The organism is Chryseobacterium sp. (genome assembly GCF_008831505.1).
Lineage (GTDB): Bacteria > Bacteroidota > Bacteroidia > Flavobacteriales > Weeksellaceae > Marnyiella.
Genome location: NZ_CP044507.1, coordinates 316486 through 329579 on the forward strand (window position 1 = coordinate 316486; position 13094 = coordinate 329579).

A 13094-nucleotide genomic window follows, 5' to 3' on the forward strand; every position below is an offset into this window, starting at 1 on the left:
CTATGACTAAGCACGAATTACGGACTTTGTATCTTGAAAAGAGAAAAGCGCTTACTGAAACGGAAGTTAAATCAGCCTCCGAATGCATCTTTTCGCGTTTCCGTGAGGCTTTTCCGGTTACAGCCGGTCAGAAATTCCATATTTTTATCAGTATCAGTAAATTCAATGAAGTCCATACCGCCCCGTTCATCAAAGAGCTTTGGGAAAAAGGGGCACGTGTGTTCGTTCCTAAGATGTTGGACGGCGAAATAATTTCCGTTGAAATATTTCCGGACACCGAAATGATTCAGAACAGTTGGGGTATACGTGAACCGGAATCCAATAAGGATGCGAGGGTAAAAGATTTCAACTATATAATTACCCCATTGCTTTATTGTGACCGAAGTGGGGGCAGAGTGGGTTATGGGAAAGGTTTCTACGACCGGTTTTTCGCCACCCTTGAGCCAAACTGCAGTAAGGTGGGGGTGGGATTCTTTGCGCCGGGATTACCGGTGGCCGATCTGACAAAAGAGGACGTACCTCTTGATTATCTGGTTACACCTGATGAAATACTGTCTTTTAGTATAGGTTGCTGATAAAAATTCAGGAAAAAGAACTTGAATTCTTTCTTAAATCTGATTTCAGCGGGAACCAGTACATACTGAGCTTCACGCTGGAAACTACCGATGGGCCGGTTGTTGCGGTCAAAGTACTGAACGTCAAAACGGGCAAAATTCAGCGTATCCTCCTTAAAATAGCGTTCTGTAACTTCAAAGTTGCCAATACGCGCATTCCCAACATTCAGGCTGTCAAGTTCTGTAAGAAGGTTGTGGACGGTGAGTGAGTCGGGTTTATAGAAATAACCCAGAATTTGCTTATAAAGTGCAGCATCGATATCAGTATCCTGCTTTCCGGCTTTGTACAGAATAGAAAGTTCCAATACTTCCCGAACCTTTTGTTTGGTAATCTTATTGATGGCCTGCGCGCTGTCCATCTTTGTAGAGGGGTAGCTGGATTTGTTACTGTTGTATTTTACCTGCTCCAGGGACAGGTTGGGTGCCTGCTCTTTCTTACAGGCTACAGCCAGAAGAATTACGAATATCATTAATAACCTAATTATTTTCTTCATCTTCATTTATTTTAAATTTGATGGACACTATTTTTCCCTTTTCCCTAATCATCTCAATTACTGACAGGTTTCGGAGCGAGGTCGTAGGAGTGGTCACCAGAGTGATGTATTTCTGCTTATCCAGGGTTTCTATCCCATACAGGTCACTGTCATAAACCTGGTAAATGACGGCATTGTCACTTATACGGTTTTCAAGCTCGCTGCGTTTTTGTTTTATCAGTGTTAACGCCTCATCCGGGTTGCCGGAAATATCTTTTTTTGAGAAATAATAGACGGCCATTTTATAGTCGTCCGGCTTCAGTTCTAAATTTTCCTCACGCGGCGCAGTTTCCAGGTTTCGGTTTACACTCAGGTTTTCATAAAACGGTGAGGTAATTTCCATGCGTAACACCTTGTCTTTTGTGGAATACTGGAAGCACTCACCGGGTGGAATTCTGTACATAATGGGAGACTCGTTTTCTTTAATCACCTTGATCTCCAGCATATTCTGTATAGAGGCATTCCGGTCGGCGTCAGAAAAACAGTACATATAAGTCCTCTCAAATATCTTATCTCCAAATGCCAGCAATCCGGTCAGAACAGCCAGTACGATCGTTGCTGCACCTAGAAGATATTTTCTGATGGATTTCCGACGTGGAATCTGTTCCGTATCGTACGTATCGAAGGAGGGGCGGATTTCTTTAACCGGTTGATTTTCAGTATCCGATTTTTGTAAAATAACAGGGTTAGGTTCTTTGCTGGCGCTTTTTTCAGCAATTGAAGGTGCCGATTCTGCTGCTGGTGTGGCCTGGGGATTTTCCTCCTCCTGCGACAAAACAGCTGCTGCCTCGTTGAGAGATTCATCACCTAGGCTGCAGTTTTTCCGGAAGTCGTGCCATGAAACGAAACCCGCGTAAATACTAAGAAGGTTAAGCATGTCAATGCGCGGCAGCTTAGTTGCAGGCACCGTCTTGAAATAAGTATAAAAGGTCTTTTCGCTGATGTTGCCTTTGGCAATCTGACGGAGATCTTCCTGAAAATAGATGATATCTATACCTTTCCACTTGGATATATCTTCGTGGGAAGGTGTGTGATTCTTAAGATACTGAGCCTGCACAGCAAGTTTCAGCTGCTCAAAATGCAATAGATCTATATTTGACAATCTTTTTACTTTTTGTTAAGGTGCTGATAATCAGAGTTACTTTTTTGTAAAACAGTTTTACAAAGATAATACAATTAATTTTCTGCAACAAAATTACGTATGCCTATACCTTTGTAGTGTTGAAAATGAATGATTCTCTCATGTTGTCTTCAACAAAGTGTAAATTTAAACAACAAATCAAATAATTTAATAGTATTATGAAAAAATCATTTTTAATCACAGGTTTCGCTGCCCTTGCTCTTGTTGCGTGCGATAAAAAAGAAACAGTAGATACAACCAACTCTGCAGACTCAATGGCTGTAGTTGCTACAGATTCGGCTGCTATGGTTGCTGATTCAGCTGTAGAGGTTATCGATTCAGCTGCTGCTGTTACTGTGGATGCTGCTGCTGACGCTGCTTCTGCTACAACATCAAAAGGTGCTGCTGTTGCTAAAGACGCTGCTGCTGGTGCTGCTGAAGCCGCTAAAGGTGCTGCTGAAAGTGCTGCCGGTGCCGCTAAGGATGCTAAGGACGCTGTAAAAGAGGCAACTAAGTAATCTGAAAAAAAATATTTCAACCTGTAAATATTAGGTTTGGAATTCAAAAATAAAGTGTACTTTTGCACGCATTAAAAAAAGAACAATTAATTAATTTAAATATACATTATGAAAAAGTCATTATTCGTAGCTGCATTCGCTACATTAGCTCTAGTTGCTTGTAAGAAAACTGAAACTGTTGACACTACAGGTGCTGATTCAACTGTTGTAGAAATGGACTCTGCTGCGATCATCACTGATACTGCTGTAGTTGTTGCTGATTCTGCTGCTGTTGTTGCTCCAGAAGCTACTGTAACTGATTCTGCTGCTGTAACTAACTAATAGTTTACACAAACGAACAAAGAACCGTTCCTTTTTTGAGAACGGTTTTTTTTATGTCTTTTTCTGAAGTTTCTGTCTTAAGATTTCATAACAGGATATGGCTACGGCATTGCTGAGGTTCAGGGAATCAATGCTGCCCGCCATGGGAATTAAGGTATTCTTGCCTTTGCCTTGCCAAAAAGTACTGAGGCCTGAGTGCTCGGTGCCGAACACCAGCGCCGCTCTGCCGCTCAGATCCTGGGTGTGGATATCCCGTGCGCTGCTATCCATTATAGTTGTGAAAATTTTGAAATCCCGGTCTTTCATGAAAGAATGGATCTCTTCCTTTTCAGCTTGATAAACATTCATGCCGAAGAGACATCCTACGCTGGACCTTATCACATTGGGATTATAAATATCTAACCGGGGATCAGCAATCAGTAGCGCTTCTATTCCAAAAGCTTCGCAGCTCCGCAGTATCGCACCCAGATTTCCGGGTTTCTCCAGTGATTCAACAACTATAACTGATGACTGTGGCGACGGGTTAAAATCCTCAAGGCTGCATTCTTTTTCTCTGTAGAGTCCGATGATTCCTTCAGCTTTCCCGCGGTAGGCAAGTTTTTCATATACCTTCGGGGAAACCTCACAAACTTTCCCGCTTGGAGGTTCCGCATTATATATGCTTTGCGCAATATAGAACTCCTCTGCCTCGTACCCGAAACGAAGGGCCCGCTCATTCTCCTGTTTTCCTTCCACAACGAATATTCGCGCTTTTTTGCGAAACCTGTTGTCAGTAATTATCCTGGAAAGTTTCTTTATTCTCTCGTTCTGAAGGCTCTCAATCATTTTCATTATTATTTTCGTGGTCAGCAGTTGCCGGTTCCTCTACGCCTGATCTTTCCAGTAACTGGGCCGGCAATTTTTTCTTAGGCTTTGCGCCCAGCTGCCTCAGTTTATCTGCCGAACGGACCAGATTTCCATTACCGGTGGAAAGTTTTTTCATGGCATTCTCGTAATCTGCTTTAGCGCTCTCCATTTTCTTGCCTACATTCAGCAGATCCGAAACAAATCCTTCAAACTTGTCGTAGAGCGCAGCTGCCTGCCGTGCAATTTCCTCCGCATTCCTGTTTTGGTCTGCACGCTTCCAGACATCGGATATGAGTTTTAGGTAGGCTATTAAATTGGTAGGGCTCAGCAGTATTATATGTTTATATTAAGCGTAGTTCCAAAGCTGCGTATCGTACTGTACTGCGGTAAGAAAGGCAGGTTCTACCGGTATGAACATGATGGTGAAGTCAAGCGCCTCTTTCAGATTATCATACCGTTTATTTGCGAGGGTATCTACATGTTTTTTAATAGCTCCGATGTGCATATTCAGATTAAGCTGCCGGTCTTCGTCGGTTTCTGCGGAGCACATTCTCTCATAAGCATTAAGCGATACTTTGGAATCTATGATGACTATCTGGTTTCCGGGTAATTTCAGTACAAAATCAGGCCGCTGACTTTCGCCACTCTCTGTCCTTATATGATATTGCGAAAAGTATTCCCTGTCTTTGCAGAGTCCGGAATCCTCCAGAATTCTTTCCAGGATCATTTCGCCCCAATTTCCCTGTGTTTTTGTCTGACCTTTAAGCGCTGCAGCAAGATTATTGGCCTCCTGACTGACCTTAGAGGTTTGCTCCAGCATAAGTTTAATAGTATTGTTCAATGAGAACCTTTCACGTGCTTCATTTTCGTAGACTTCATTCACACGTTTTTTAAAGGTTTCCAGGTTTTCCCCCAGTGGTTTCAGCAATACGTCAAGATTTTCCCTGTTGGCATCGGTGAATTTTCTGGATTTCTCCTCCAGAATTTCATTGGCCAGATTTTTAAACTCGTTTTTAGCCAATTCCTGTATCCGCTCAATCTCCGCTTTCTGGTTTGTTAATGACAGCTGCAGGCTGTCGTTATTGGCAGTCAGTTCGGCATTTCTGCCAAACATTTCCTGTTTTTCATGAAAAAGGGCTTCAATCTGTTGGTTGAGCTTAAGATGGATTTCCCGCATTTCATTAAGTTGGCTTTCGGTGCGTTTGTTCTCCGCGGATACTGTTGCCAAGCTGTTCCGGAGGGAAGAGATCTCCTCTGTAAATTTTTGGTTTGCCGCCTTTTCGGTTTGAAACGCTTCGTCCAGTTCCTGTATTTTCTTTTCGGAATTTTTTAAATCAGCTTGTGTGCGGATGAAGTTTGTGTTTAATTCATCATTAACCTGCCTTGATACATGGGTGGACTTCAGCATAAAGTAGGCGATCACTGCCCCCGCACCTGCACCGCAGATAAGACCAATTATCAGTGATGTAATTTCCATTTTTCAAAAGTAAAAAGAAAAATGGGTATTCGGAGTACAGCACAGTCTTTATTCAGACGGGGGTGGCATAAAGCACATCAATATTCCGGGCTACGTTGCTGCTTTCGCACGCTTTCAGTTTAGCCAGGATGTGTTTCGGCGTCCTTGGGGATGTAATGATATTTGTTGCAATTTGTGCCGCAGCGTGATCCACGATGCGTACAAGGGTAGGCCTAATAAAGGATGAGGAATTGGAAAGCACTGTGGCGGCAGCCCATGAAGTTTGGCGGGCCTTTGAAATGGCAAAGTCCAGCATGCGGTTATCATTTCCCTGTGACAGCTTATCCAGTACTTCTACCGGATAACATATTTCACTCAGTGATTCCTGCACTTTTTGATTGATGGACGCAATGACGGTGTTAATTTTATTGAAATCATTTTTCAGCGGATTGATTTTGCGGTAGGGCATGATGGATGCTGCCGCAACACCCAGGTCAAGGTTGATGTGAGCATTGATACCTAATACAATATGCTGCATGATAAGCAACCGTGGGTCTTTGGCCGCTTCAAATGCGGTATGCCATGAATTGCTGCATTTCAATCTCTTTTTATATTGCTCATAGGCTTCAAAATACCTGCCCGCAAACGCCAGGTCCAGTCTTACCATTCGGGCCGGATCTTCAAATTCTTTTCTCTGCACACCCTTCAGCACAGCAATGGTCATACTTCGGTAGGTACACGCAAAATATCCGTTCGGACTCTGCTTTTTCCTGCAATCGTCAATGATTTCATCAAGCTTTCCGAGTACCTGTTCTATTGAAGTGAAATTTTTCATTACAGGAAATCTTTAAATGGATTCAAAAATGCCGGTTCAGAAAATAAGAATGTCACCTAAGGGCTATCTTTTGCTATTTTCTTATGATACTGCAGATGCATAGGAATGGCAGCCGATCCATACCAGGGGAGGATTTCCACATTAAATATTCCTGTCTTTACGGTAGGGTCATTTTGCAGAAGATCCCTTGCTTCAGCTTCTGTTTTTACATCAAGCAGGAAAATGCCACGGTAGCCCAGGTTGTTCTTAGTGGCGAAAGGTCCTGCCAACTTCAGCTTTCCGGTCTTCTCCATTTCATTCATGTTGGAGAAGTGTCCTTTAAAAAGTTCTTCGCGCTGCTTCTTATCGGTGATCAAGGCATCCTGCGGACCGGTTTTCAGGATGATTAACATATAGGATCGCATTCCCCTTTCATCTGCACCCAGGGAATCTGCCAGTTTCTGATCGAATTTCATTTCAGATTTACCGGACATACCTTCTTCTTTTGCACTCTTTACAGCGCAGGAGGATAAAATTATGATTAAAATACATAAAACGGAAACCTTCATATTTTCTGAATTTGGTTAATATGCTTTATCTGCTGAAACGAAAAAATTCCTCCAATTCGTGGCTGCCTCCCTTAAGATGAACAGAAAGCATTTCCATGCCTATAACTGAAAAGGTAATCCCATTTCCGCCGAATCCTAAAACAAAATAAGCGCCCGGAAATTTGGGATGTTCGCCAATATAAGGTAATCCATCTTTCGTTTCGCCGAAAATACCGGCCCAGGTAAAATCTGGCCTGAAGTCAAAATCGGGGAGTAGTTTTTTAACATAGTTTCTTAGCTTTTTTGACTTTATGTCCAGAAGCCGATCCCTTTTTTCCTTATTTATAAACTCTTCATCCTCTCCTCCCACTAAAATACGCCCATCGTCGGTACTTCGGAGATAGTGATAGGGCGAGGAGGTATTCCAAAATAACATACTTTCAAACTTAGGTGGCAACCGGGAACTCTGTTCACTTACAAGAGCATATGTAGAAAGGAGTTTAACAAAATCATCCTTTACCACCTCTACACTTTCAAAGCCGTTACAATAAATGATTTTTTTTGCTGAGATAGTATTGCCAAACTCTGTAGTAGCTTTTATTCCGGACTTTTTATAGACAACACTTTTAATATTGGTCTTGTCGAAAATTTTTAAACCTTTTTTTTGGTTAAAGTTAAGAAGATCATGCGAGAACTGAAATGCGTCCATGCTTCCGCCCTGATCTGAGAGGATTCCTCCAAAGCTGCTCTTAAGTCCGTATAATTTTTCAATTTCTGCCGCTTCCAGCCATTTTACCGGAAAATCATGCATTTCACGGGCGTTAAATTCTTTCTTTAAATCTGGAAGATCCTTTTTATATGCGGCAAAGTAGAGCGACTTCTTTTTCATAAAAACCGGCTTTGGATTTTATATTTTTTGAAATTTCAGCCAACTTATCGATAGAATGATAACACGCCCAGTAGCTTTGCACCGCACCTTTCTCACCAATCATTTCCTTGAGCTCGCACAGGGGGGTGTCTATTTCGTACTGCAGCATGGATGTGGTTGCAGAGGTGCTCCCGTTAGCAACTTCACGGCGGTCAATCAGCGTGGTTTCGTAACCGTCTGAAATACATTGGTGAGCAATAAGGCTGCCCGTAATTCCGCTGCCTACCACAAGGATTTCTGTTTCATGGTTTTCACGCAGGGAAGGATAGGAATTGATAATGCCGTTTTTTACCAGCCAAAATGGTTCTGAAGTTTTAAGATTCATTGCGTGATTAATGGTATTAGCCAGTTATATTTAAAAATTCTTTCGCTAAATTAATCATCCGTAATTCGCCGGTATGCTTTCCAGGTTCATCTGAAAGTTTCACTGTGGGTACCCAATCGCCGCTTTGGGATTTTACACCTGTCAGCTTCATCACGATATTCATGGGCTTTACACCCGCATCATTTGTAAGATTGGTACCGATTCCGAACGAAATCCCTATTTTGCCCCTGCAGGCCTGGGTAATTTCAGCAACTTTGTCCATATCGAGCCCGTCTGAAAAAATAATATATTTAAACAGCGGGTTGATGCCATGTTTGTTGTAATGGGCAATGGTTTTTTCTGCAAATTCAATTGGATCGCCACTGTCATGACGTACCCCGTCAAAAAGTTTGGCAAATTTCTTATCAAACTGGCTGAAGAAAACTTCCGTAGTATAAGTATCGGACAGGGCTACGCCAAGGTCGCCACGGTATACGTCCACCCAATGTTCCAGTGAGACCGCATTGGCCATCTTGAAACCATATTCTGCTGCATGAAACATAAACCATTCATGAGCATGAGTGCCAATAGGCTTTACGCCGTATTTCATTGCGAAATGCACATTTGAGGATCCCGTAAATCCGCTGCTGCTGTTACGGGTAAGCGCGTTCATGACAAGGTCATGCACTTTATACGAATGCCGGCGCCGTGTACCGAATTCGGCATATTTTACCTGTAGCCTTTCCAGTCCCTCCACCTTCAGTAATGCTTTCTGCTGCACGGTGTCATCAGCCTCACGCTCCATCTTGTTCAGCTCATAATGCAGTTCAGAAATAAGCGCCAGCAACGGGACCTCCCAAAGGATGGTGCGGTACCATTGGCCTTCTACAGTGACTTCCAGATCACTGCCCTGCTGCCGGATGTGAACTTCCGACGGATCATAATGGTAGCCGCCCAGGAAATCGAGATAGGGAAGGTCCAGATAAGGACAGGTAATCCGGAGGTAGTCTTTTTCTTCGCGTGTTAGTTTCAGTTCAGCCATCGCATCTACGGCTTTCCGGAGTTCGGCATCAAAACCCTCAGGGAAGTGATGGTTGCCGCGGTTAATAAACCGATATCTAACCCTTTCATTTGGGAACAGCTTCACCACCGCATTCTGCATGGTAATTTTATAGAAGTCGTTATCTAGTAGGGAGCGCAGCCGTACAGAATTTGTCATACTGATAAATATTAACAAATGTAGATAATCCAAAGAAAAATCGCCCTGTAATAAGGCGATTTTATTGTGAAGGAAGAGGAGATTACTTGCCGAGGAAGGAATTGTACATCCATACCTCTTTTTCCTGCTCCGTTATATAATCACTCATCTGTGAGTTGGTTCCCTCGTCACCTGCTTTTTCTGTCATGTCCAGAAGTTCTCTCTGCATATCAATGAGGATTTTAAATGATGCCAGGATGTTTTGAACACATTTATTGCCGTCCGAGACTTCGTTGCTTTCTTTGATTGTCGAAATAGTGAGGTAATCTGAATAGTTGTGTTTGGGAGTGGCGCCCAGTGTCAGAATCCTTTCCGCAATTTCGTCGATTTTAAGAACCAGATTATCATAAAGTTCTTCAAATTTTGGATGAAGGGTGAAAAAATCACTGCCCTTGATGTTCCAGTGGGCTCCTCTGGTGTTCTGATAAAATACCGAGTAGTTGGCCAGCAATTCATTCAGTTTTTCTGCAATAGGATTAATGTCGGTTTTTTCCAGCCCGATGATGTCAGGATTGTTCATAATATTTTTTTTAAAGATTTTTAATGTAAACAGAGGATGCAAATTCTGTGCTAACCAACTCTTGTGTCTAGGCGGGGTCAAGCCATAATTACGGTTTCCCGGGCTTATCTTGTAACAGTTTAATGAGTGAATAGTCGTAATCCAAGCTTCATGTTGATTATAATTTGTAATTAATTATAAATCAGTGTTTGTAGGTTGAATATTTATTTCTATTTTTGCACCCTAAAATAAAAAGCAATTAAATGCCTACTATTCAACAATTAGTAAGAAAAGGAAGAGCCACGCTTGCCAAGAAGAGCAAATCGGCTGCCCTTGATTCTTGTCCACAAAGACGCGGTGTTTGTACGAGAGTATACACCACTACCCCAAAGAAACCTAACTCTGCACTTAGAAAAGTAGCAAGGGTAAGACTTTCTAACGGGAAGGAGATCAACGCCTACATCCCGGGCGAAGGACATAATCTTCAGGAGCACTCGATAGTATTGGTGAGAGGCGGAAGGGTGAAAGACCTACCGGGAGTACGTTATCACATTGTAAGAGGTGCTTTAGACACTGCAGGTGTGAGTGGAAGAACTCAGAGAAGATCCAAGTACGGAGCTAAGAGACCAAAACCAGGTCAGGCAGCTGCTGCACCAGCAAAAGGTAAAAAGAAGTAATCATTAAAGTTTAAGGTACAGAACAATGAGAAAGACGAAAGCAAAAAAAAGACCGTTGTTACCGGATCCAAAGTTTAATGATCAGCTGGTAACAAGATTTGTAAATAACCTGATGCTTGACGGTAAGAAGTCAATTGCATTCAAAATTTTCTACGATGCGCTTGAGCTTGTAGAAGCAAAAAAAGGTGAAACTGAAAAGACTGCCCTGGAAATCTGGAAAGATGCACTTACCAACGTGATGCCTCACGTTGAGGTTCGTTCCAGAAGAATTGGTGGTGCTAACTTTCAGATCCCAATGCCCATCAGAGCCGACAGAAAAATTTCTATGGCGATGAAGTGGTTAATTAAATACTCTAAAGCAAGAAACGACAAGTCTATGGCTCAAAAGCTGGCGGCTGAAGTTATCGCTGCGTCCAGAGAAGAAGGTGCTGCTTATAAAAAGAAAACAGACACTCACAGAATGGCTGAAGCAAACAAGGCATTTTCACACTTTAAATTCTAATCTGAAATGGCAAGAGATCTTACACTAACAAGAAACATCGGTATCGCTGCGCATATTGACGCAGGGAAAACCACCACTACAGAAAGGATTTTATTTTACTCCGGTAAAAACCATAAGATTGGGGAAACTCACGAAGGTGGAGCAACTACCGACTGGATGGAGCAGGAAGCTGAAAGAGGGATCACAATTACATCTGCAGCAGTAACCGTAGACTGGAAATTCCCAACTGAGCAGGGTAAGCCACTTCCCGATGCGAAAAACTATCATTTCAATATCATCGATACCCCGGGGCACGTGGACTTTACCGTTGAGGTAAACCGTTCGCTTCGTGTACTGGATGGACTAGTATTCCTTTTCTCCGCTGTAGACGGTGTGGAACCTCAGTCTGAAACCAACTGGAGACTTGCAGACAATTACAAAGTTGCACGTATGGGCTTTGTGAACAAGATGGACCGTCAGGGTGCTGACTTCCTGAATGTTTGTAAGCAGGTGAAAGAAATGCTTGGTTCCAATGCGGTGCCAATCGTACTTCCAATTGGTGATGAGGCAGATTTCAAAGGTGTGGTAGATTTGGTTAAAAACCGTGCGATTGTATGGCACGATGATAATCATGGTTCTACTTTTGACATCGTAGACATCCCTGCGGAAATGATGGACGAAGTGAAGCAGTTCAGAGCTCAGTTGATCGAAGAGATCGCTGCGTACGATGAGAACCTTCTTGAGAAATTCATGGAAGACGAAAATTCCATCACTGAAGAAGAAATTCACTCCGCACTTAGAGCAGCAACTTTGGATATGAGCATCATTCCAATGACTTGCGGTTCTTCATTCAAAAACAAAGGTGTACAGTTCATGCTGGATGCTGTTTGCCGTTACCTTCCTTCACCAATGGACAAGGAAGCGATAGACGGAACAGATCCAAGAACCGACGAGCCTATCTCAAGAAAGCCTTCCGTTTCTGAACCTTTCGCAGCATTGGCGTTCAAGATCGCTACCGACCCCTTCGTAGGACGTCTGGCATTCTTCAGAGCTTATTCAGGAAGACTGGATGCCGGTTCTTACGTTCTTAATACAAGATCAAACAGTAAAGAGAGAATCTCCCGTATCTTCCAGATGCACGCTAACAAGCAGGAGCCAATCGAATTTATTGAGGCTGGAGATATTGGTGCAGCGGTTGGATTTAAATCCATTAAGACCGGTGATACACTTTGCGACGAGAAACACCCAATCGTTCTTGAATCTATGGTGTTCCCGGATCCGGTAATCGGTATCGCTGTTGAGCCAAAAACCAAGGCTGACCAGGATAAAATGGGTAACGCTTTGGCTAAACTTGCTGAGGAAGATCCTACTTTCCAGGTTAAAACTGACGAAGCTTCAGGACAGACGATTATCTCCGGTATGGGTGAACTTCACCTGGACATTATTGTGGACCGTATGAGAAGAGAGTTCAAGGTTGAAGTAAACCAGGGACAACCTCAGGTAGAGTACAAGGAAAACCTTACCATGACTGCAAACCACAGAGAAGTTTACAAAAAACAATCCGGTGGACGTGGTAAATTTGCTGATATCGTATTCGAACTTTCTCCGGCTGATGACAACAAGCCAGGTCTTGAATTCATCAACGAGATTAAAGGTGGTAACATTCCTAAGGAATTTATCCCTTCTGTAGAGAAAGGTTTCAAAGAAGCGATGAAAAACGGACCTTTGGCCGGATTTGAAGTTGAAGGTATTAAAGTGACGCTTAAAGACGGATCCTTCCACGCGGTGGATTCTGACCAACTTTCTTTTGAACTTGCTGCGAAGCTTGGTTTCAAGGAAGCTGGTAAAAAAGCGAAGCCTGTGATCATGGAGCCTATTATGAAGATTGAAGTGGTAACTCCTGAGGAGTACATGGGTGATATCGTAGGTGACCTTAACAAAAGACGTGGTACTGTAAACGGTATGGACGACAGAAACAATGCAAAAGTTATCAAAGGTTTCGTGCCGCTTTCTGAAATGTTCGGATACGTTACAACGCTTAGAACACTTTCTTCCGGTAGAGCTAGCTCTTCCATGGAGTTTGAAAGATACGAAGCTGCTCCAACCAACGTTGCTGAAGAGATCATTGCAAAAGCAAAAGGTTAACCAAGCTGTAAGCTTTAAGCTATCAAGCTGCA

At 42.9% G+C, this 13094-nt stretch carries 15 protein-coding genes and 1 pseudogene; 6 read left to right on the forward strand and 10 right to left on the reverse strand.

Features of this window, described 5'->3' with window-relative positions:
- Window positions 1-2 precede the first annotated feature (2 nt).
- Window positions 3-575, forward strand: coding sequence for a 5-formyltetrahydrofolate cyclo-ligase (locus F7R58_RS01470; RefSeq protein WP_158063206.1), 573 nt, complete (start codon window positions 3-5; stop codon window positions 573-575).
- Here F7R58_RS01470 and F7R58_RS01475 read toward each other — a convergent pair.
- Both F7R58_RS01475 and F7R58_RS01480 read right to left on the reverse strand, forming a co-directional pair.
- Complete coding sequence (locus F7R58_RS01475) at window positions 527-1108, reverse strand: hypothetical protein (RefSeq protein WP_158063207.1); 582 nt, start codon at window positions 1106-1108, stop codon at window positions 527-529. The genes F7R58_RS01470 and F7R58_RS01475 overlap by 49 nt on opposite strands.
- The gene (locus F7R58_RS01480) at window positions 1092-2249 is read right to left on the reverse strand and encodes a hypothetical protein (RefSeq protein ID WP_158063208.1); all 1158 of its coding nucleotides are present in this window, start codon (window positions 2247-2249) and stop codon (window positions 1092-1094) included. Before F7R58_RS01480 ends, F7R58_RS01475 begins: the two co-directional genes overlap by 17 nt.
- Window positions 2250-2446: 197 nt before the next feature.
- On the opposite strand from F7R58_RS01480, the gene F7R58_RS01485 reads away from it, so the two are divergent.
- A complete protein-coding gene (locus F7R58_RS01485; protein WP_158063209.1) occupies window positions 2447-2785 on the forward strand; it encodes a hypothetical protein in 339 nt (112 codons plus the stop codon).
- A gap of 108 nt (window positions 2786-2893) precedes the next feature.
- A complete protein-coding gene (locus F7R58_RS01490; protein WP_158063210.1) occupies window positions 2894-3106 on the forward strand; it encodes a hypothetical protein in 213 nt (70 codons plus the stop codon).
- Window positions 3107-3157: 51 nt separating this feature from the next.
- On the opposite strand, the gene F7R58_RS01495 is transcribed toward F7R58_RS01490, so the two are convergent.
- The 8 genes and pseudogenes from F7R58_RS01495 to F7R58_RS01525 form a co-directional block, all read right to left on the reverse strand.
- Window positions 3158-3931, reverse strand: coding sequence for a TrmH family RNA methyltransferase (locus tag F7R58_RS01495; RefSeq protein WP_158065340.1), 774 nt, complete (start codon window positions 3929-3931; stop codon window positions 3158-3160).
- A pseudogene (rmuC, locus tag F7R58_RS01500) lies at window positions 3924-5429 on the reverse strand (DNA recombination protein RmuC). The gene F7R58_RS01495 and the pseudogene rmuC overlap by 8 nt, the downstream one beginning before the upstream one ends.
- Before the next feature lie 52 nt (window positions 5430-5481).
- Window positions 5482-6243, reverse strand: a complete 762-nt coding sequence (locus F7R58_RS01505) for a DUF5995 family protein (RefSeq protein ID WP_158063211.1) — start codon at window positions 6241-6243, stop codon at window positions 5482-5484.
- Between the two features lie 56 nt (window positions 6244-6299).
- A complete protein-coding gene (locus tag F7R58_RS01510) occupies window positions 6300-6716 on the reverse strand; it encodes a YciI family protein (protein WP_158063212.1) in 417 nt (138 codons plus the stop codon).
- A gap of 100 nt (window positions 6717-6816) precedes the next feature.
- On the reverse strand, window positions 6817-7659 hold the full coding sequence (locus tag F7R58_RS01515; RefSeq protein WP_262714089.1) for an NAD(P)/FAD-dependent oxidoreductase: 843 nt from the start codon (window positions 7657-7659) through the stop codon (window positions 6817-6819).
- Window positions 7625-8023: an FAD-dependent oxidoreductase gene (locus tag F7R58_RS13080; RefSeq protein ID WP_262714090.1), complete on the reverse strand. Its 399-nt coding sequence runs from the start codon at window positions 8021-8023 to the stop codon at window positions 7625-7627. Before F7R58_RS13080 ends, F7R58_RS01515 begins: the two co-directional genes overlap by 35 nt.
- Before the next feature lie 16 nt (window positions 8024-8039).
- Window positions 8040-9221 (reverse strand): nicotinate phosphoribosyltransferase, encoded by a 1182-nt coding sequence (gene pncB / locus F7R58_RS01520; protein ID WP_158063213.1) that lies wholly within the window; start codon window positions 9219-9221, stop codon window positions 8040-8042.
- 82 nt (window positions 9222-9303) lie between these two features.
- Entirely contained in the window at window positions 9304-9780 is a 477-nt protein-coding gene (locus F7R58_RS01525; protein ID WP_158063214.1) for a Dps family protein, read from the reverse strand.
- A 242-nt stretch (window positions 9781-10022) separates the two neighbouring features.
- Here F7R58_RS01525 and rpsL point away from each other — a divergent pair, with 242 nt between their 5' ends.
- Genes rpsL through fusA form a run of 3 tightly spaced genes read left to right on the forward strand, consistent with a single transcriptional unit; the run spans window position 10023 to window position 13062 of the window.
- Entirely contained in the window at window positions 10023-10436 is a 414-nt protein-coding gene (gene rpsL / locus F7R58_RS01530; protein WP_158063215.1) for a 30S ribosomal protein S12, read from the forward strand.
- Between the two features lie 25 nt (window positions 10437-10461).
- On the forward strand, window positions 10462-10938 hold the full coding sequence (gene rpsG, locus F7R58_RS01535; protein ID WP_158063216.1) for a 30S ribosomal protein S7: 477 nt from the start codon (window positions 10462-10464) through the stop codon (window positions 10936-10938).
- A 6-nt stretch (window positions 10939-10944) separates the two neighbouring features.
- On the forward strand, window positions 10945-13062 hold the full coding sequence (fusA, locus tag F7R58_RS01540) for an elongation factor G (RefSeq protein WP_158063217.1): 2118 nt from the start codon (window positions 10945-10947) through the stop codon (window positions 13060-13062).
- Window positions 13063-13094: the final 32 nt, after the last annotated feature.

Coding starts and splice junctions, on each gene's coding strand:
- F7R58_RS01475 (WP_158063207.1), bottom strand. CDS start 1,108: ATGAAGAAAATAATTAGGTTATTAATGATATTCGTAATTCTTCTGGCT.
- rpsL (WP_158063215.1), top strand. CDS start 10,023: ATGCCTACTATTCAACAATTAGTAAGAAAAGGAAGAGCCACGCTTGCC.
- F7R58_RS01490 (WP_158063210.1), top strand. CDS start 2,894: ATGAAAAAGTCATTATTCGTAGCTGCATTCGCTACATTAGCTCTAGTT.
- F7R58_RS01470 (WP_158063206.1), top strand. CDS start 3: ATGACTAAGCACGAATTACGGACTTTGTATCTTGAAAAGAGAAAAGCG.
- F7R58_RS01515 (WP_262714089.1), bottom strand. CDS start 7,659: ATGAAAAAGAAGTCGCTCTACTTTGCCGCATATAAAAAGGATCTTCCA.
- pncB (WP_158063213.1), bottom strand. CDS start 9,221: ATGACAAATTCTGTACGGCTGCGCTCCCTACTAGATAACGACTTCTAT.
- F7R58_RS01510 (WP_158063212.1), bottom strand. CDS start 6,716: ATGTCCGGTAAATCTGAAATGAAATTCGATCAGAAACTGGCAGATTCC.
- F7R58_RS01485 (WP_158063209.1), top strand. CDS start 2,447: ATGAAAAAATCATTTTTAATCACAGGTTTCGCTGCCCTTGCTCTTGTT.
- F7R58_RS13080 (WP_262714090.1), bottom strand. CDS start 8,023: ATGAATCTTAAAACTTCAGAACCATTTTGGCTGGTAAAAAACGGCATT.
- F7R58_RS01505 (WP_158063211.1), bottom strand. CDS start 6,243: ATGAAAAATTTCACTTCAATAGAACAGGTACTCGGAAAGCTTGATGAA.
- F7R58_RS01495 (WP_158065340.1), bottom strand. CDS start 3,931: ATGATTGAGAGCCTTCAGAACGAGAGAATAAAGAAACTTTCCAGGATA.
- fusA (WP_158063217.1), top strand. CDS start 10,945: ATGGCAAGAGATCTTACACTAACAAGAAACATCGGTATCGCTGCGCAT.
- rpsG (WP_158063216.1), top strand. CDS start 10,462: ATGAGAAAGACGAAAGCAAAAAAAAGACCGTTGTTACCGGATCCAAAG.
- F7R58_RS01525 (WP_158063214.1), bottom strand. CDS start 9,780: ATGAACAATCCTGACATCATCGGGCTGGAAAAAACCGACATTAATCCT.